Source organism: Nocardioides nanhaiensis (genome assembly GCF_039542785.1).
Taxonomy (GTDB): Bacteria; Actinomycetota; Actinomycetes; order Propionibacteriales; family Nocardioidaceae; genus Nocardioides; species Nocardioides nanhaiensis.
Genome location: NZ_BAABIM010000001.1, coordinates 93412 through 110233, shown reverse-complemented (window position 1 = coordinate 110233; position 16822 = coordinate 93412). Strand labels below are relative to the sequence as shown.

The following is a 16822-nucleotide window of genomic DNA, read 5'->3' as shown; positions in this document are numbered from 1 at the left end:
GGCTCAGTGCGTGGCGAGCTGCTCGTCGTGCAGCCGCACCGGGAGGGACTCCACGCCGTAGACCGCCGAGAGCGGGCGCCAGGAGAGCTTGTCGGCGGGGGCCGCGACGGCGAGGTCGGGGAAGCGGCGGGCCAGGCCGCGCAGCGCGATGCGCAGCTCCATGCGGGCCAGCTCGGAGCCCACGCACCGGTGCAGGCCGTGGCCGAAGGCCAGGTGACGGGTGGGCTCACGGGTGGGGTCGAAGGTGTCGGGGTGGCTGCCGTCGCCGGTGAGCGCGGGGTCCCGGTTGGCGCCCAGGAGCGAGATGCCCACGCAGTCGCCCTCGCGGATCAGCTTGCCGCCCACCTCGAGGTCGCGGCGGGCGAACCGCAGGAAGGCCAGCTGGACGACGGTGAGGTGGCGCAGCAGCTCCTCCACGACCTTGTCGACCGACTCGGGCTGCTCGCGCAGCATCCGCACCGCCTCGGGGTGCTCGGCCAGCAGGAAGCCGCCCAGGGCCAGCATGCTGGCGCTGGTCTCGTAGCCGCCCAGGAAGACGCCGTCGGCCAGGCCGCCGAGCACCACGTCGTCGAGCTCGTCGCCGTGCTCGGCCAGCAGGCCACCGATCAGCCCCTGGCCCGGGTTGGCGCGCTGCTTGGCGACGGCCTCGATGAGGAACTCGCGGGTGTGGGCGGCGGCGCCGAAGACGCCGGCCCCACCCTGGGAGAGGTCGAAGCGTGCGGCGCCCAGGCTGTGGAAGCGGGCGCGGTCCTCGACCGGCAGGTCCAGCAGCTCGCAGATCACCTCGAACGGCACCGGGAACGCGAACTGCTCCACGAGGTCGACCTCGGGTCCGGCGGCCTCCATGGCGTCCAGGCGCGCCTCCACGATCTGCTCGATGCGGGGCTCCAGCCGGGCCAGGCGGCGCATCGTGAACTCGGGGGTGAGCAGCTTGCGCAGCTTGGTGTGGCCGGGCGGGTCGGTCATGCCGAGCCCGCCGATCTGGTCCTTGGCGTCGCGCCCCTCCTGGGAGACGAAGCGCCCCAGGTCGTTGCTGTAGTCGGCGCCGGCGGCGAGCACCGCGCGGGCCTCCTCGTAGCCGCTGACCAGCCAGATCCCCATCCCGAACGCGTCGGCCAGCTTGTGCACCGGCTCGGTCTCGCGGGTGGTCGCCATCGCGGGCAGCGGGTCCAGCCCGGTGCGCTTCAACGGCATCGTCACCGCGTCGGGGAGGTACTTCAGCTTGCGCAGGTCGAGGCCGCCCCGGGTCGACCGCGCCAGCAGGTACGAGCCCAAGCGGCGCTTGAGGGAGCTCAGGGCCACGGCCCCATTCCAACAGATCAGCGCTCCGTTCGCCGGATCCGGGGCCGATCGGCTCCCCGACCAGCCTCCCGCCCACCCTCTCGGTGGGAGGCTCCCAGCACCATCCACCCGTACCGAGGAGTCCCATGAGCGAGCTGCACGTCGTCGCCACCATCCCCGCCGCCGGGGGGTCCGCACCGGCCGTCCGCGAGGCCCTCCAGACGCTGGTGGCCGCCACCCGCGAGGAGCCCGGCTGCGTCTCCTACGACCTGTTCGAGTCGGCCGCCGCGCCCGGCACCTTCGTGACCGTCGAGCGCTGGGCCGACCAGGCGGCGATGGACGCCCACATGACGACGCCGCACCTGGCCGCCGCGTTCGCCGCCGTCGGCGACCAGCTGGCCGGCGAGGTGGCGATCCACCCGCTGGTGCCCGTGGTCTGAGGTCCGGTCGGGCCCGGCCGGGGTCAGTCGCCGGTGCCCGGAGCGCCCAAGGCGGTGGCGAGCGCCATCGCGCGGGCGGCCTCCTCGGGGCGCGAGAGGCGTTGCAGCGTGCGGGCCAGCAGCAGCGCGGCGTAGGCCTCGGTGGGGTCCTCGGCCAGGACGGCGCGGGCCGCCTCCTCGGCGCGGTGCAGCCGGGCGGCGTGGAAGTAGGCGCGGGCCAGCAGCAGCCGGGCCTCGAGCACGCCGTGGCCGGCCAGCGCGGGGTCGAGCGCGGTCTCGGCGAGCAGGCGCTCGAGCAGGTCGGCGGCTCCCGTGTAGTCGCGCAGCTCGAAGAGGCGCTCGGAGCGCCGGTAGTGCTCGTAGACGTCGAACGTGGTGCTCATGTGGCCCTCCTCGGGTCGCTCCTGCGGTGCGGCTGCCCCGCGACCAGGATGCACCCACAACAACGCCGGGCCGCCGACATTCCCTCGTCGGCGGCCCGGCGTGTGACGCGCGGTGGATCCAGGCTCAGGCGCCGGGCACCACGTTGGCGGGCAGCGAGGCGCCGGCGACGCGGTTCTCGGCGTCGACCATCCAGGCCAGCTGCTCGATGCGCTCGATGATCGTGTGGAGCAGGTCGGCCGTGGTGGGGTCCTCGGCGTCGACGTCGTCGTGGATGCGGCGCGCGGTCTCGGACACGCCGTACATGGCGGCCACGATCAGGTCCACGCAGGCGGCGGTGTCGACCTCGCCGTGCGGGAAGGGGGCGAGCGAGGTCTGGTGCGCGACGCTCGCGGAGCGGCCGTCCGGCACCACGTAGAGGGCACGCATCCGCTCGGCGACCTCGTCGGAGAACTCGCGGGCGGCGTCGACGATCTCGTCGAGCTGCAGGTGCAGGTCGCGGAAGTTCTTGCCGACGACGTTCCAGTGCGCCTGCTTGCCCTGCAGGTGCAGCTCGATCAGGTCGACGCTGAGCTGCTGCAGGTGGGCACCGAGCTGCTCGGAGGCCCGGAAGGCGGGGTGGGCGGAGTGGGTGGTGGCGTGGTGCGTGGTGGTCATCGAGGGGTCCTTCCCGTCGTCGTCGTGCGTGATGACACCGACTCAACCACGTTTTCTTGAATGATTCCAGGAAAGCGAGGCTAGCCTCAGTTAGCCCCGCCTCAGCGGCGGATCAGGCGTGCTTGCGCTCGTGCTTGACCCGGCGGCGCAGCTGCACGATGCGCGCGCTGGCGGCCGCACCGGCCAGCAGCAGCCCGGCCGCGACGGCGATCAGCAACGAGACGGCGAGCGGCGCCGACCCCTCCCAGCCCAGGAAGCGCACGGGCACGCTCTCGGTGTTCTGCGCGATGAAGATGACCAGCAGGATCAGCACCAGCCCGAAGGCGATCAGCGCGGCGTAGATGCCGCCGGTGCGCGAGCCGCGCAGCGGGTCCTTCTCGGCAGCGCCACGGCGTGAGGACGGGGCCGGCGTGGGAGCAGCCTTCGACCCGGGCTCGGTCGCTGCGGCGGTCGACCCGGCGGGCGTGCCCGTGGGGTCGGCGGGGGAAGGCGTCGGCGTGCTCTGGCTCATGCACCCCCGGTACCCACGACGAGCCCCGCCGTGCCGATCGGCACGACGGGGCTCGTGGGTCGGGCGTGGCGCCTCGCGGTCAGCGCGGAGGCTTGACCGAGAGCACCGGGCACGGCGCGTCGAGGATCACCCGCTGCGCCACGCTGCCCAGCAGCACCTTGCCGACGGGCGTGCGGTGCCGCACCCCGACGACCAGCAGGGCCGCGTGCTCCTGGGTGGCCACCTCGACGACGGCGTCGGCGACGTCGCGCACCACCTCGTGGCGCACGTCCACCTCCAGGCCCTCGCCGGTCAGCTGCTGCTCGAGCGCGACCACCTCGTCGTCGGCGGCGAACCGCCGGTCGACCAGCGCGTCGCCGCGGGTGGCGTTGACGACCACCAGGCGGGCACCGCGGTGGCGGGCCTCCTCGGCGGCCTGCCGCAGCGCGGCACGGCCGAACTCGTCGGCGCTGTAGGCCACCACGATGGTGGGAACGGTCTCCGTGCTCATCAGCCCACCTCCATCGCTTCGGCACCGGCGTGCGGCCGGTTCGGGTAGTGCGGGCCACCGTCGTCGTCCCCGTCGCCACCGCGGCGACGACGCACGCCGGCGAGGATCGAGCCGACCAGGCCGACGGCCACCAGCAGGTAGCAGAGCACGGCCACGGGCTCGCTCCACAGCGTGGAGACCTCGCCCTGCGAGAGTGCGAGCGCCTGGGTCAGCTGCTCCTCGAGCCGGGGGCCGAGGATGACGCCGATGATCAGCGGCAGCACCGGGATGCCGAAGCGTCGCATCGCCAGTCCGAGGACGCCGAAGCCGAGCAGCAGCGCGAGGTCGAAGGCCTGGAAGTTGACGCTGTAGGCGCCGAGCGAGGCGAAGAACAGGATGCCCGCGTAGAGGTAGGGCCGCGGGATCTGCAGCAGCTTGGCCCACAGCGGCGCCATCGGCAGGTTGATGACCAGCAGCAGGGTGTTGGCGATGAAGAGGCTGGCCAGCAGGCCCCACACCAGCTCCGGCTCGTTGTCGAAGAGCTGCGGGCCGGGCTGGATGCCGTAGCTCTGCATGGCCAGCAGGATCACCGCGGCGGTGGCGGTGGTGGGCAGGCCGATGGCGAGCAGCGGCACCAGGGTGCCGGCGGCGGAGGCGTTGTTGGCGGCCTCGGGGCCGGCGACGCCCTCGATGGCGCCGTGGCCGAACTCCTCGGGGTGCTTGGTGAGCTTGCGCTCGGTGGCGTAGCTGAGGAAGGTCGGCACCTCGGCGCCGCCGGCGGGCAGGGCGCCGAACGGGAAGCCGTAAGCGGTGCCGCGCAGCCACGGGCCCCACGAGCGGCGCAGGTCGCTCCTGCTCATCCAGGGCTGGCCCACGGGGATGATGTCGAGCGGACGGCGGCGCAGGTGCGCGGCCACCCAGAGCGCCTCACCGATGGCGAAGATGGCCACGGCCACCACGACGATGTCGATGCCGTCGGCGAGCAGCGGCTGGTCGAAGGTCATCCGGGCCTGGCCGGTCTGGGTGCCCACGAGGCCCACGGTGAGGCCGAGGAACAGCGCGATCATGCCGCGCAGCTTGGAGGCGCCGAGCACGAGCGTGACGGCGGCGAGGGCCACCAGCATGATCGCGAAGTACGAGGGCGCACCGAGCTTGACGACGACCTCGGCCACGCTCGGCGCCAGCAGCACCAGCAGGATCGTGCCGATGGTGCCGGCGACGAACGAGCCGATGGCGGCGGTGGCCAGCGCCTGGCTGGCACGCCCGGCCTTGGCCATCTTGTTGCCCTCGATGGCGGTGATCACCGAGGAGGACTCCCCCGGGGTGTTCAGCAGGATCGAGGTGGTGGAGCCGCCGTACATGCCGCCGTAGTAGATGCCGGCGAACAGGATGATCGCGCTGGAGGGCGAGACGTTGTAGGTGACCGGCAGCAGCAGCGCCACGGTCATGGCCGGGCCGATGCCGGGCAGCACACCGACGGCGGTGCCGAGCATCACGCCGAGCACGGCGAAGAGCAGGTTGGTGGGTGTCAGGGCTGTCTGGAAGCCCTCGAGCAGCAGTTCCATCTCAGAGGATCCCGTCCAGGATGCCGGCGGGCATGGGGATGCCCAGGCCGGAGTAGAAGCCGTAGAAGGTGCCGATCGAGAGCACGACGCCGATGGCGGCCGCGCGCAGGATCGAGCGGGCGCCCAGGAAGTAGGCGCAGCCGGTGAAGAGCAGTGCTCCGGTGATCGCCCAGCCGAGCCAGTCGATCAGCGCGATGTTGACCACCATGACGCCGGCCAGGCCGCCGACGGTCTTCCAGTCCGCGGGCTCGGTGAGGTCGACGTCCTCACCCTCCTCGGCCTCGGGGCGGTCGCCGCGGGCGGTGGCCACGGCCAGCGCGATGCCGAGCGCGACCAGCACGGCGCCCACCACGTAGGGCAGCGCGTAGGGCTGCACGGGCTGGTCGGCGAAGCCGTCCTCCAGGCCGGAGGCGTCGTAGAGCACGTAGGCCCCGACGAGGCCGACGAAGGCGGCCAGGCCGTACTGGGCGACGTCGACCGCCCGTCGGGGTGTGCCGGCCTCGGTGGGCCGGGTGTCCAGGTCGGTCATGCGAGTCCCAGCTCCTTCAGGGTCGTCTCCACGCGCTCGTCCTGCTCCTGCAGGAAGGTCGCGAACTCCTCGCCGGTGGCGAAGTTGTCGCTCCAGCCGTTGCGCTCCAGCGCGTCCTGCCACTCCTGCGTGGCGTGCATCTCGGTGAAGATGTCGATCAGGTACTGGCGCTGCTCCTCGGAGATGTCCGGCGGAGCCAGCACGCCGCGCCAGTTCGTGAAGACCAGGTCCACGCCCTCCTCGGTGAGGGTGGGCGCGTCGACGGTCTCGAGGCGCTCCTCGCCCGAGACGGCGAGCACGCGCAGCGCGCCCTCCTCGATCTGGCCCTCGAACTCGCCGAGGCCCGACATGCCGACGTCGATCTTCTCGCCCAGCAGGGCGGTGGTGAGCGGGCCGCCGCCGTCGTAGGTGATGAAGTTGACCTCGGTGGGGTCGATCCCGATCTCGGCGGCCAGCTGCATCGGGAAGAGGTGGTCGGGGCCGCCGGGCGAGGAGCCCCCGCCGACGGTGACCGAGCCCGGGTCGGCCTTCCACGCGTCCACGAGGTCCTGCACGTCCTCGAAGGGGCTGTCGGCGGGCACCAGGATGCCCTCCTGCTCCTCGACGAGGCGCGCGATCGGCGTCATGGCGGTGGGGGTGGCGTCGGACTCGTTGGTGTAGACCGCGCCGACGACGCCGAGGCCCATCGTCATGACGACGTCGTCGGCGCCCTCCTCGTTGATCAGGCGCTGCATGGCCACGGTGCCGCTGGCCCCGAGGACGTTGTTGACCTCGAAGCGGCCGGTGAGGCCGTTGTCCTCCAGGGCCTTCGCCGCGGCGCGACCGGTGAGGTCGTAGCCACCGCCGGGGCTGTTGGGGATCATCATCCGCAGCCGGCGGTTGTCGGGGTCGTCGGCGCCGCGGGTGACACCGCAACCGGCCACGGAGGTGGCCAGCAGCAGCGTCGCGAGCGCGGCGACCGCTCGACGGGGGAACATGGGCACGAGGCACCTCCGGTGGATCTGGGACGCTGGTCGTCTGTGACCACCGCCACGAGGAGCATGGGGTCCACGTGTGGCGCGGGTCACCGTTGCGGATGCAAAGGAGGTTGTGGTCGTTGTGGTCACGTGAGGCGCGTCGTGCCGAGCGGCGCTCGGAGCCGACGCTGGCACGTCAGTTCCTGGTGCTCCAGCTCGTCGTCGTCGCGGTCCTGCTGCTCATCGTCGGCGTGGTCAGCGTGCGCCAGTCCAACGCCACCTTCACCACCGAGCGCGGCTCGCAGCTGGGTGCCACCGCGGAGTACGTGGCCAACCTCGCGACGGTGCGCGACGGCCTGGAGGAGGCCCAGGAGCCCGGTGGGTCCCCGCTCGCCGCCAACGCGCTGCTCGCCCCCTCGGTCGACCGCGGCCTCAGCCTCTCCGGCGCCGACGAGATCCTGCTGGTCGGCCTGGACGGATCGGTGCTCTCGGCCTCCGACCCCGCGCTCCTGGGCGAGCCGGCGCTGCTCGGCGCCAGCGACGCGCTCGAGCGCGGACGACGCTGGACCGGCGAGGTGGAGACCGCCGAGGGCCGGGTGCTGGCCGCGCACGCACCGGTGCTGTCGGTGCCGCCCACCCGCCGGGACGGTACGAGCACCGGCGAGCCGGTGCGGCTGCTCGGGATCGTCGTGGCCGAGCAGGCCTACCCGAGCGTCGGCGCCCAGCTGGGTGACGCCGGCAGCGAGCTCGCGCTGTTCCTCGGCCTGGGCGCCCTGCTGGGCATCGTGGGCAGCGTGGTGGTCTCGCGCGTGCTGGCACGCCGCACCCAGGGCCTCGGCGCCGCGGAGCTGGCCCGGCTGGCCGACCACCGCGAGGCGCTGCTGCACAGCATCCGCGAGGGCGTCGTCGCCGTCGACACCGAGGGGCGGGTGAGCATGGTCAACGACGCCGCGCTCGACCTGCTCGGTCTCGACGGCCTCGGTGGCGGAGCAGCGGTGCTGGGCCGCCCGGTGGACGAGCTGGGCCTGGAGCCCCACGTCGTCGAGCTGCTGACCGGCGCCTCCCAGCAGCGGGCGCGCGACGCCGTCGCGCTGGTGGGCACCCGGGTGCTGGTGCTCAACCGGCGCAGCGCGGAGGCCGGCGGCACGGGCATCGGCAGCGTCACGACGATGCGCGACCGCACCGAGCTGGTCTCGGTGCAGGAGCAGCTGAGCACCAACCTGACCATCACCGACACGCTGCGCGCCCAGACCCACGAGTTCGACAACAAGCTGCACGTGATCTCGGGGCTGGTCCAGCTGGGTGAGTACGACGAGGTGCGCGCCGTCATCGGCGACATCACCCGGCAGCGCAGCGAGGTGGAGGGCCTGGTCTCGGCCCGCGTGGGCGACCGCGCCGTCGCGGCGCTGCTGGTGGCCAAGCACAGCGTGGCCGCCGAGCGCGGCGTCGCCCTGCGCATCGACGACGCCTCGCGGCTCGGCCCGCTGCCGGCGTCGCTGGGTGCCGACGTCACCACCGTGCTCGGCAACCTGGTCGACAACGCCGTCGACGCCGTCGCCGGTCGGCCCGACCCGTGGGTCGAGGTGCTGGTGCGCGACGACGGAGGCGAGGTGAGCCTGCAGGTGGGTGACCACGGCCCCGGCGTGGCGCCGCACCTGCGCGAGGAGGTCTTCGTGCGTGGCTACTCCACCAAGCCGGGCGCGCTGGGCGGACGCGGCATCGGGTTGCCGCTGGTGCGGCTGATCAGCACCCAGCGCGGGGGCTCGGTCGCGGTGGGCGAGGCCCCCGGCGGCGGGGCCGAGTTCGAGGTGGTGCTCCCGCTGACGGCCGAGGAGCGGCAGAGTAGGGCCGCTGAGCGGCAGGAGCAGGACCAGGAGCAGCAGGGGGTGGCGCGGTGAGTCGGAGCATCCGGGTGCTGGTCGTCGACGACGACTTCATGGTCGCGCGCATCCACGCGCGGTTCGTGGAGCGCACCGAGGGCTTCGAGGTGGCGGGTGTCGTGCACACCGGCGCCGCGGCGCTGGAGCAGGTGGCCGAGCTGGCGCCCGACCTGCTGCTGCTCGACGTGCACCTGCCCGACCTGGGCGGGCTCGAGGTGCTCGCCCGGCTGCGCGCCTCCGAGGGCCCGGGCGCGGAGGTCGCCGTCGTCATGGTGACGGCCGAGCGGGGGGCCGACGCCGTGCGCGCGGCGCGGCACGGTGGGGCGTTGCAGTACCTGGTCAAGCCGTTCGAGTACGACGACCTGGCCGCGCGGCTGCGCGAGGTGGCCCGCGCCGTCGGCCTGCTCGACGCCGAGGAGGCCGACCAGCACACGATCGACCGCGCCTTCGGGCGCACCCCCAGCAGCGGCGCGCCGGCGGCGTCGGTGCCCAAGGGCCTCAGCCCGGAGACGGCCGACCTCGTGCTGGCCGTCGTCACCGAGCGCGGTGAGGTCTCGGCGAGCGAGGCCGGCGAGGTCGTGGGACTCGCTCGGGTGACCGCGCGCCGCTACCTGGAGCACTACGTGACCCTGGGGCGGCTGGGGGTGCGGCTGCAGTACGGTTCCGCGGGTCGCCCCGAGAGGCGTTACCGGGTGCGCTAGCCGGCGCTCCGGAGTGCGGGGAAGCCCGTCGCAGGGGCTCGCGGGAGAGCTGGGTGGCCCCGAGAGAGCACCCGGGACTTCCCCCTCCTGCCCCGGCTGCGGCCAATTCGATACTGCCCGAGGGCACCGGTTCAGTCAACGCGTGTCCACCGCTCGGTCGACACACTGCCAGCAACGTGACGCCAAGACGTCTACGCTGAGTGGTATGGCAACGCGCAACGACCAGGAGATGCAGCTCGACGAGCAGCTCTGCTTCTCTCTCTACGCCGCCTCCCGCGCGATGACGTCGGCCTATCGCGACCGGCTCTCCGAGCTCGGCCTCACCTACACGCAGTACATCGTGGTGCTCCTGCTCCTCGAGCACCACCTGCTGCCCATGCACGAGGTCGGCCGCCGGCTGCACCTCGACAGCGCCACCCTCTCCCCGCTGCTCAAGCGCATGGAGAGCCAGGGCCTGGTCACCCGCACCCGCAGCGTCGAGGACGAGCGGGTGGTCCTCGTCCAGCTCACCCCGCAGGGTCGCAGCATGCGTACCGAGCTCGGCCGCCTGCAGGTGGAGGTCCAGCGCTGCTCGGGCATGACCCGCGGCGACCTGATGGAGCTCAAGGACCAGCTCAACGAGCTCACCGGCAACCTGCGCGACTCCGAGCCCGAGCACGCCTGAGCCTCGGCCCCTCACCGCTGGTTGAGCCGTGAGGAGCGCCAGCGACGAGCGTGTCGAAACCTCCGCCAGCCGACCGCCCACCCGCACCACCGCTCACCCCCGCTGATCGAGTAGCACCGTCCCGAGCTCGCGAGGGACGGCGCGTACCGAGATCCCCGCCAGCCGACCGCCCTCCTCACCACCGGCCACCCCCCGGTGATCGAGTAGCGCCATCCCGAGCTCGCGAGGGACGGCGCGTACCGAGATCCCCGCACCCCACCACCACACCGTCACGACCGCTGGTCGAGCCGTGAGGAGCACCAGCGATCGAGCGAGCCCTGGCTGACCGAGGAACGAGGTCAGGCAGGAGCGAGACGCGGCGAGCTTGGCCCGCGGGTGAGGCACGAACCCGCGACGGCCGCGTCGAAACCACCGCAGGCCGAACGCCCTCCCCCACCACCCACCCCTCCCACCATCGTCTCGGCGGCAGCACCACCGCATCTAGCAAGACCCATCAACAGAGAGTTTGAACTGTTACCAACCTGTTGATCGAAGCCCTGTGGAGAACCCCGGGATCGGGCCATCAGATGTCGGTGGTCCCTGCTTGGGTGGACCCATGAGCAGCACCGCCACCACCCACGGATCGGGCCACCCGATCCAGGTCGCGGCCGCCCAGATGCACGCCCGCCTCGACGCGCTCCTCCACACCCCCGCCTGGTCCCTGGACGCCGCGCAGACCCGCACCGTCCTGACCCAGCTCACCACCCTCGCCGCCCGCGTGGCCGAGCTCGAGCTCCGCGTCGCCGCCCACGTCCACACCGCCCGGGTCGGTGACCAGCACGGCCACACCAGCGCCGCCGCCTGGTGGGCCCACACCACCCGCCAAACCCGCACCGAGGCCCACCGCAGGATCCGCCTCGCTACCGATCTCGACGCTCACGAACCCACCCGAAGCGCCCTCGCCCGGGGCCAGATCCTCCCCGACCAGGCCCAGGTCATCGTCCGCGCAGTCGACGCCCTGCCCCAGGAGGCCGAACCCTGGGTCAAGCCCGCCGCCGAGGCCGCCTTGCTCGAGCTCGCCGCCGAGCACGACGCGAAGGAGCTGCGGATCCTGGGCAAGAGGATCCTGCACGTCGTCGACCCCGCCCACGCCGACGCCCACGAGGCCGACCTGCTGGAGCAGGAGAACGCCACCGCACGCGAGAAGACCCGGATGAACATGCGCGACGACGGCCACGGCCTGACCCGCGGCACCTTCGCGATCCCCACCGAGTACGCCGCGATGCTCCGCAAAGCTCTGCGGGCGATCATGGCGCCGAAGCACCGGACCGCCGTCGACGGCCAGGCACCCGTCCCGGGGCGCCCCAGCGACAAGCGGATGGGTGAGGCGTTCTGCGAGTACATCGAGAACTACCCCACCGACCTCCTCCCCCACGCCGGCGGCACCAGCGCCAGCATCGTGCTCACCATCGACCAGGCCGTCATCCTCGAGGGCCTCGCCAAGGCCGGGCACCTCGACACCGGCGAGCCCCTGGCCCCCTCGGTCGCACGCCGCCTCGCGTGTCGCCACGGGGTGCTGCCCGCCGTCATGGCGGGCACCAGCTGCGTCCTGGACCTCGGCCGACGCCGCCGGTTCCACACTCCCGCCCAACGCCTCGCGATGGGCATCGAGCAGGGCGGGTGCCGCGCCGAGGGCTGCGACTGGCCACCTGGCATGTGCCACGCCCACCACCCCACCCCGTGGAGCCAGGGTGGCGGCACCGACAAGGACGGCGACCTCCTCTGCCCCCGCCACCACCACCTCATCCACCACCCCGGCTACGACCACACCCGCCTCCCCGACCACCAGATCAGGTTCCACCGACGCCAATAGGCCGCCTGTTTGTCTGTTCCTGCCGCGCAGATCGCGTGCGCCGCTCACACTTGTCGGATGCCGAGCGACCTCGCCGACGAGCTGATCCGCCAGACACTCGCCCTGGCACCGATCGTCGTCCCGATCGCGGTGCTCATGTTGGTGCTCGCCATGCCGATGCCCGGCCGTGGCCCTCGGCCACTCCAGCGCCGCGACCCGTGGCGCGGCTTCAAGTACGCCCCGCGACGGGCGGTGTTCGCGCGCGCCCAGGGCCGCTGCGAGGGCGCCCGCTTCATCGTGTGGGGTCGCTGCCCCTCACCTGCGACCGAGGCCGACCACGTCTACCCGTGGTCGCGCAGCGGCCCGACGGTGCTCAGCAACGGGCAGGCACTGTGCCGCAGCCACAACCGGTCCAAGTCGAACCTGCGCCCGCCGTGGTGGTACCTCCGGGGGCTCGAGCGTCGCCGCGCGGCGTACTTCCCTGCCGACGTCGACCGCCGGGTCGTCGCCCGGATGAGCGCCGAGGAGCGCGCTGCCCGTCAGGTGCGCTCTCGCCGACCGGCTGCCTGAGGCCTGTCGTCAGGACGCCGGATCGGCGATGATCCCGGCGTGGAGAGCCACAGCGACGACCAGGCGCCGGTGACGTACGAGAACTGCGACCGGCTCGCCGGGCCGTTCTTCCATGGCACCAAGGCACACCTGCGACCAGGTGACGAGCTCGTGCCCGGGCAGGTGTCCAACTTCCAGTCGGGGCGGGTGATGAACCACATCTACTTCACCTCGCAGGTCGTGCCCGCCGCAGCGCTCGGCGCCCAGCTGGCGATGGCGCTATCGGGGTTGGAGGGTGACGGTCACGTCTACGAGGTCGAGCCGCTCGGTCCCTTCGAGGACGATCCGAACGTCACGAACAAGCGGTTCCCCGGCAACCCGACGAGGTCGTTCCGCAGCCAGCATCCCCTGCGCATCGTCGCCGAGCTCGACGACTGGGAGCGGCTGCCGGCAGAGCAGGTGCAGGCCATGCTGGCCAGCCTCGAGAACCTGCGTGCCGAGGGCCGGGACGTCATCGAGGACTAGGTGGCGGTCTCGCCGACGTCGTCGTCGGTCGCCCGTCTCGCTCGCACGCCGTGCGTCATGCGCATCGCAGTGGCGCGAGCTGGACGTCGCGCACCAGGATCGGCAACGGAACGTCGCTCCCGCTAGCTGATCGGGTGGTCGTGCACCACCGATGAGAGGTGCACGCCGTTCAGCTCCAGGTAGAGCTGCCGCTCCGTCACGGTCAGCGTGATCGTGTTGCGGCGCTCCATCGTGTCCACCGCTGCATCGATGAACCCGGGGTCGAAGCTGTGCAGCACGATCTCGGCGGCGCCGTGGATCCTCACCCCTGCCCACTGCGCGAGCACCTTGGCCGGGTCGCGGTGCGTGTAGATCGTCGTGCGCTCGGCAGCCTTGCTGCCTGCGTGGAGCCGTGCGGCATCCGGTGCGCCGACCTCGATCCAGGCGAGCAGCTTCCCGCTCAGGTCACGCACCAGCACCGCCGGGGCGTCGGTCGCCGAGATGCCCTCGCTGAAGGTGATGCCCTCTTCGTGCTCGAGGCAATAGGCGAGCACGCGCGTCATGAGGTATGCCTCGGTCTCCGAGGGATGCCGTGCCGCGCGCAGCGTGAACTCCTCGTAGACGCCACGATCCGTGTCGGCCAACTCGACGTCGAACGTGTGCATCGTCGCGCCGGCCGCCATGCAGCTCAGCCTAGTCCGGTAACGGGGCCTCCCGAGCCGTGCACGAGGTCAGCCTGACGTCGACCTCTCACGCCAGTACGCCACGTGCGACCGGTGCAGCCACTCGTCCACCCACGGCCGATCGGGTTGGTCGGGCAGCACCGAGGAGTCCCGCAGCCCCGTCAGCCGCGCTTCGGCGTCATCAACGGCCATGATGACGTCGGCCAACGGCACCTCGCCACGGCGCACCGAGCGCAGGTAGCCACGGTCGGGCTCGGGGACGGGCAGGGTGATGCGCCCAGTGGTGAGCAGCTCGACGCCCTGCCCGCCCAGGCGCAGGGCGTGCATGGCGAACTTGGTGTCGTAACCGTGCTCGGCCACCAGCTCGGGGCGGTTGGTGTGGGCACCCACCTCGCCGGTCATCGCCGCGCGCTGCGACTGCAGGTAGCCGAGGAACCGTGCCGCCGCGAGCTTCGAGACGAAGCGGTGCGCGTTGTCCACCAGCTCGGCGCCGACCGCGTTGCGGAACACCACCTCCTCGTCCGGCACGAACAGGGCCAGCAGCACCGTCGGGTTGCCCTCGAGCGCCAGCCGGCACCACTTGCGCGCCGAGTACACGACGACATCGAGGTCGCCCGCGCCCGAACGGTTGGCCAGCCCTCCGGGCTGGTCCCACACGGTGTGGCGCTGGTACTGCTCGAAATCGACCCACGCACCCGAGCCGTCGGGCCGGTCGCCGCCGTCGATGCCCCGCGGCACGCGCGCCAGGCCCGTCACGAACTCGGGCGGCTCCAGGCAGATACCCATCTCGTCGCGGTCGTCCTGGCCCGAGATCGAGGTGCCGTGCACACCCGACCCCACCTGCACCCGCAGGATCAACCCCTCCTCCGCGATCCGGCGGGCCTCCTCCGACGCGTGCGGGTGCGCGAAGCCCGGTGGCAGGGTGCGGTCGCCGTCGATCACTCTCGCGCTGGTCACGCACGCACGGTACGGAGAGGGACGCCTCTCGTGCGAGGGTGTTTCCTATGGCCAAGCCCGACCTGATGCCGCTCGCCGGGCAGGAGCGACGCGAGCTCCTCGAGCTGCTGCGCGGCCTCGATCCCCAGCAGTGGCACGCGCCGTCGCTCTGCGACGGCTGGAGCGTCCGCGACGTCGCCGTGCACGTCGTCAGCTACGACGCGCTCGGGTGGGGTCAGCTCGGAGCCGTCATGGTGCGGGCGCGGGGCAGCGTCTCGCGGGCCAACCAGGCTCTCGTCGACCAGCACGCCAACCTCGACGCCGACGGCGTGCTCACGCTCGTCGAGCGACACGTGCACCCCACCGGCCTGACGGCGGCGATGGGCGGCGCCATCGCGCTCACCGACGGCACCATCCACCAGCAGGACATCCGCCGTGCGCTCGGCCTGCCGCGCGCCATCCCCGCCGAGCGCCTGCGCCCCGCGCTCGACGTCGCCCTCGGCGCACCCACCCTGCCGGCCAAGGGGCACGCGCGCGGTCTCACGCTCGTCGCCGACGACATGGACTGGCGCCACGGTTCCGGGCCCGAGGTGCACGGCCCAGGCGAGGCCCTGCTGATGGCGGTCGCCGGTCGGAGCATCGCGATCGACGAGCTCTCGGGCGAGGGTCTCGCGACGCTGCGGTCACGGGTGAGCCCGGGCTGAGAGCGGTGCTCTTCACGGATCTCAAGAAGCGGCTCCGCGCCTGGTGCTAAACGCTGGCCACTGATGTTGGGCCTCTGACGCCCTGGTCACGAAAGGCACGTGCGGCTGCACCGCCACTGTCGTCGACTGAATCGCAGACAGGCCGGTCCGCGGTGCGTACTTTTGCGAGACACCTTCGCAAGGTTCTCGAAGCTCGAGGAGCCCAACAGTGACCCAAACGGCACCGCAGCCAGGAAGCAAGGCAGCCCCTGGCTGGTATCCCGATCCCGCTACGCCGGGCACGCTGCGCTACTGGAGCGGAGACAAGTGGCTGGACTGGCGCGCTCCGATGCAGCAGCCGCCACGGCATACCCCTGCACGGGTCACCGCGCCGATACCGTGGATCTTGCCGGTGCTCGCAGCAGTCGTCGCAGTGACTCTTCTGTCGATCTGGTTCGGCATGGCACCTGATACCGCCTACGAGGAGATGCGGTCCGGGATCGAGAGCACAGACGACCAGAACAACGCAATGACCGATGGCGCACCTCAGCAGGCAGTGGTCAATGGGTGGACGGCTAACGAGTACTTACATCTGCTGTCCGTTCAGCAGCAGGAGTCGGATGACCGCCGAGATGTGATGCTTCTGATCGGGCTGTTGGGCGCAGCTGCGGGCATGGGTCTGTACGGCGCCACCACGAGGAGGAGCGCCGACACGAGGTAGGGGTAACGCATTGCCGCCCCCCGGAGGCCCTGGCCCTCCGGGAGAACCGGGGTGAGGATGGGTGCGTGACCACCTACTCGGACACCGACGACTTCCAGGGCGCCACCTTCTTCGACCTCAGCATGCGGGGCGCGGCCATCCGCCAGGCCGACGTCCGGGGCATGACCATGCGCGGCGTGTTCCTCGACGGGCTCGACGTCGACAGCCACGACCTGGCGTTCGGCACGCTGCTCGTCAACGGCGTCGACGTCGTGCCGCTGGTGGAGGCAGAGCTGGACCGGCGCTACCCGGGCCGGGAACTGCGCAGCGCCCAGACGCCCGAGGGTCTGCACGAGGCGTGGATGGCCGTGCAAGATGCGTGGGCCGAGATGATGGCCAGCACGCCGCCCGAGCGGGCCGACGAGCACGTGCGCGACGAGTGGTCGCTCGCACAGACCCTGCGCCACCTGGTGCTGGCCACCGACACCTGGCTGCGCAAGAGCATCCTCGACGTCGACCAGCCGTTCCACGAGATCGGCCAGATCTTCGACGGCGCCGAGGAGGCGGGGTTCGACTGCTCGATCTTCCGGACGGGGCCGATCCCGTACGCCGAAGTGCTCGAGGTGCGAGCCGAGCGGCAGCAGATGGTCACCGACTTCCTGGCGGGTGTGGCACCCGAGCAGCTCGCGGAGGAACGGGCCGACCCCTGGGGCGGACCGGATGGGGACTGGAGCCCCACCGTGGGCGACTGCGTGCGCGTGATCCTCGAGGAGGAGTGGGCGCACCTGCGCTACATCCAGCGGGACCTGGCGCTGCTCAGCACGGCGAGGGGCTGAGGCGTCGGTCGGGTGCGGCGGTTTCGGCACGCTCGTCGCTGGCGCTCCTCACGGCTCAACCAGCGG

At 72.1% G+C, this 16822-nt stretch carries 20 protein-coding genes; 10 read left to right on the top strand and 10 right to left on the bottom strand.

The window, feature by feature from the left end; all coding sequences use genetic code 11:
• Nucleotides 1-3 precede the first annotated feature (3 nt).
• A complete protein-coding gene (locus ABD948_RS00470) occupies nucleotides 4-1302 on the bottom strand; it encodes a cytochrome P450 (RefSeq protein ID WP_345262072.1) in 1299 nt (432 codons plus the stop codon).
• 125 nt (nucleotides 1303-1427) lie between these two features.
• On the opposite strand from ABD948_RS00470, the gene ABD948_RS00465 reads away from it, so the two are divergent.
• Nucleotides 1428-1721, top strand: coding sequence for a putative quinol monooxygenase (locus ABD948_RS00465; RefSeq protein WP_345262071.1), 294 nt, complete (start codon nucleotides 1428-1430; stop codon nucleotides 1719-1721).
• Nucleotides 1722-1744: 23 nt separating this feature from the next.
• Here the strand turns inward: ABD948_RS00465 and ABD948_RS00460 are convergent, their stop codons facing one another.
• The 7 genes from ABD948_RS00460 to ABD948_RS00430 all read right to left on the bottom strand — a co-directional run bounded on the left by ABD948_RS00460 (nucleotide 1745) and on the right by ABD948_RS00430 (nucleotide 6810).
• On the bottom strand, nucleotides 1745-2104 hold the full coding sequence (locus tag ABD948_RS00460) for a hypothetical protein (RefSeq protein WP_345262070.1): 360 nt from the start codon (nucleotides 2102-2104) through the stop codon (nucleotides 1745-1747).
• A gap of 124 nt (nucleotides 2105-2228) precedes the next feature.
• The gene (locus ABD948_RS00455; RefSeq protein WP_345262069.1) at nucleotides 2229-2759 is read right to left on the bottom strand and encodes a Dps family protein; all 531 of its coding nucleotides are present in this window, start codon (nucleotides 2757-2759) and stop codon (nucleotides 2229-2231) included.
• A gap of 112 nt (nucleotides 2760-2871) precedes the next feature.
• Complete coding sequence (locus ABD948_RS00450) at nucleotides 2872-3270, bottom strand: LapA family protein (RefSeq protein ID WP_345262068.1); 399 nt, start codon at nucleotides 3268-3270, stop codon at nucleotides 2872-2874.
• Between the two features lie 79 nt (nucleotides 3271-3349).
• Nucleotides 3350-3760, bottom strand: coding sequence for a universal stress protein (locus ABD948_RS00445; protein WP_345262067.1), 411 nt, complete (start codon nucleotides 3758-3760; stop codon nucleotides 3350-3352).
• Nucleotides 3760-5304 (bottom strand): tripartite tricarboxylate transporter permease, encoded by a 1545-nt coding sequence (locus ABD948_RS00440; RefSeq protein WP_345262066.1) that lies wholly within the window; start codon nucleotides 5302-5304, stop codon nucleotides 3760-3762. The genes ABD948_RS00445 and ABD948_RS00440 overlap by 1 nt, the downstream gene beginning before the upstream one ends.
• 1 nt (nucleotide 5305) lies before the next feature.
• On the bottom strand, nucleotides 5306-5833 hold the full coding sequence (locus tag ABD948_RS00435) for a tripartite tricarboxylate transporter TctB family protein (RefSeq protein WP_345262065.1): 528 nt from the start codon (nucleotides 5831-5833) through the stop codon (nucleotides 5306-5308).
• Nucleotides 5830-6810: a Bug family tripartite tricarboxylate transporter substrate binding protein gene (locus ABD948_RS00430; protein ID WP_345262064.1), complete on the bottom strand. Its 981-nt coding sequence runs from the start codon at nucleotides 6808-6810 to the stop codon at nucleotides 5830-5832. Before ABD948_RS00430 ends, ABD948_RS00435 begins: the two co-directional genes overlap by 4 nt.
• A gap of 119 nt (nucleotides 6811-6929) precedes the next feature.
• Between ABD948_RS00430 and ABD948_RS00425 the strand changes: the two genes are divergently transcribed.
• The 6 genes from ABD948_RS00425 (at nucleotide 6930) to arr (ending at nucleotide 12939) form a co-directional block, all read left to right on the top strand.
• The gene (locus ABD948_RS00425) at nucleotides 6930-8687 is read left to right on the top strand and encodes a sensor histidine kinase (RefSeq protein ID WP_345262063.1); all 1758 of its coding nucleotides are present in this window, start codon (nucleotides 6930-6932) and stop codon (nucleotides 8685-8687) included.
• A complete protein-coding gene (locus tag ABD948_RS00420; RefSeq protein ID WP_345262062.1) occupies nucleotides 8684-9370 on the top strand; it encodes a response regulator in 687 nt (228 codons plus the stop codon). The genes ABD948_RS00425 and ABD948_RS00420 overlap by 4 nt, the downstream gene beginning before the upstream one ends.
• 205 nt (nucleotides 9371-9575) lie before the next feature.
• Nucleotides 9576-10034 carry a MarR family winged helix-turn-helix transcriptional regulator gene (locus ABD948_RS00415; RefSeq protein WP_345262061.1) on the top strand — a complete coding sequence of 153 codons (459 nt, stop codon included), beginning with the start codon at nucleotides 9576-9578 and terminating at the stop codon, nucleotides 10032-10034.
• A 595-nt stretch (nucleotides 10035-10629) separates the two neighbouring features.
• Nucleotides 10630-11886 carry an HNH endonuclease signature motif containing protein gene (locus ABD948_RS00410; protein ID WP_345262060.1) on the top strand — a complete coding sequence of 419 codons (1257 nt, stop codon included), beginning with the start codon at nucleotides 10630-10632 and terminating at the stop codon, nucleotides 11884-11886.
• A 57-nt stretch (nucleotides 11887-11943) separates the two neighbouring features.
• A complete protein-coding gene (locus ABD948_RS00405) occupies nucleotides 11944-12435 on the top strand; it encodes an HNH endonuclease (protein ID WP_345262059.1) in 492 nt (163 codons plus the stop codon).
• A 39-nt stretch (nucleotides 12436-12474) separates the two neighbouring features.
• On the top strand, nucleotides 12475-12939 hold the full coding sequence (arr, locus tag ABD948_RS00400) for an NAD(+)--rifampin ADP-ribosyltransferase (RefSeq protein WP_345262058.1): 465 nt from the start codon (nucleotides 12475-12477) through the stop codon (nucleotides 12937-12939).
• Between the two features lie 122 nt (nucleotides 12940-13061).
• On the opposite strand, the gene ABD948_RS00395 is transcribed toward arr, so the two are convergent.
• Complete coding sequence (locus ABD948_RS00395) at nucleotides 13062-13601, bottom strand: YaeQ family protein (protein ID WP_345262057.1); 540 nt, start codon at nucleotides 13599-13601, stop codon at nucleotides 13062-13064.
• Between the two features lie 48 nt (nucleotides 13602-13649).
• Nucleotides 13650-14558, bottom strand: a complete 909-nt coding sequence (locus tag ABD948_RS00390; protein WP_345262056.1) for a DNA polymerase beta superfamily protein — start codon at nucleotides 14556-14558, stop codon at nucleotides 13650-13652.
• 47 nt (nucleotides 14559-14605) lie between these two features.
• Between ABD948_RS00390 and ABD948_RS00385 the strand changes: the two genes are divergently transcribed.
• The 3 genes from ABD948_RS00385 to ABD948_RS00375 all read left to right on the top strand — a co-directional run bounded on the left by ABD948_RS00385 (nucleotide 14606) and on the right by ABD948_RS00375 (nucleotide 16756).
• Nucleotides 14606-15241 carry a maleylpyruvate isomerase family mycothiol-dependent enzyme gene (locus ABD948_RS00385; RefSeq protein ID WP_345262055.1) on the top strand — a complete coding sequence of 212 codons (636 nt, stop codon included), beginning with the start codon at nucleotides 14606-14608 and terminating at the stop codon, nucleotides 15239-15241.
• Between the two features lie 208 nt (nucleotides 15242-15449).
• Nucleotides 15450-15941, top strand: coding sequence for a DUF2510 domain-containing protein (locus tag ABD948_RS00380; RefSeq protein WP_345262054.1), 492 nt, complete (start codon nucleotides 15450-15452; stop codon nucleotides 15939-15941).
• Between the two features lie 65 nt (nucleotides 15942-16006).
• On the top strand, nucleotides 16007-16756 hold the full coding sequence (locus ABD948_RS00375; RefSeq protein ID WP_345262053.1) for a DinB family protein: 750 nt from the start codon (nucleotides 16007-16009) through the stop codon (nucleotides 16754-16756).
• Nucleotides 16757-16822: the final 66 nt, after the last annotated feature.

What these genes read in the sequence shown, in the direction of transcription:
- ABD948_RS00465 (WP_345262071.1), top strand. Translation starts at nt 1,428, where the DNA reads ATGAGCGAGCTGCACGTCGTCGCCACCATCCCCGCCGCCGGGGGGTCC.
- ABD948_RS00460 (WP_345262070.1), bottom strand. Translation starts at nt 2,104, where the DNA reads ATGAGCACCACGTTCGACGTCTACGAGCACTACCGGCGCTCCGAGCGC.
- ABD948_RS00455 (WP_345262069.1), bottom strand. Translation starts at nt 2,759, where the DNA reads ATGACCACCACGCACCACGCCACCACCCACTCCGCCCACCCCGCCTTC.
- ABD948_RS00450 (WP_345262068.1), bottom strand. Translation starts at nt 3,270, where the DNA reads ATGAGCCAGAGCACGCCGACGCCTTCCCCCGCCGACCCCACGGGCACG.
- ABD948_RS00445 (WP_345262067.1), bottom strand. Translation starts at nt 3,760, where the DNA reads ATGAGCACGGAGACCGTTCCCACCATCGTGGTGGCCTACAGCGCCGAC.
- ABD948_RS00440 (WP_345262066.1), bottom strand. Translation starts at nt 5,304, where the DNA reads ATGGAACTGCTGCTCGAGGGCTTCCAGACAGCCCTGACACCCACCAAC.
- ABD948_RS00435 (WP_345262065.1), bottom strand. Translation starts at nt 5,833, where the DNA reads ATGACCGACCTGGACACCCGGCCCACCGAGGCCGGCACACCCCGACGG.
- ABD948_RS00430 (WP_345262064.1), bottom strand. Translation starts at nt 6,810, where the DNA reads ATGTTCCCCCGTCGAGCGGTCGCCGCGCTCGCGACGCTGCTGCTGGCC.
- ABD948_RS00415 (WP_345262061.1), top strand. Translation starts at nt 9,576, where the DNA reads ATGGCAACGCGCAACGACCAGGAGATGCAGCTCGACGAGCAGCTCTGC.
- ABD948_RS00410 (WP_345262060.1), top strand. Translation starts at nt 10,630, where the DNA reads ATGAGCAGCACCGCCACCACCCACGGATCGGGCCACCCGATCCAGGTC.
- ABD948_RS00405 (WP_345262059.1), top strand. Translation starts at nt 11,944, where the DNA reads ATGCCGAGCGACCTCGCCGACGAGCTGATCCGCCAGACACTCGCCCTG.
- ABD948_RS00395 (WP_345262057.1), bottom strand. Translation starts at nt 13,601, where the DNA reads ATGGCGGCCGGCGCGACGATGCACACGTTCGACGTCGAGTTGGCCGAC.
- ABD948_RS00385 (WP_345262055.1), top strand. Translation starts at nt 14,606, where the DNA reads ATGGCCAAGCCCGACCTGATGCCGCTCGCCGGGCAGGAGCGACGCGAG.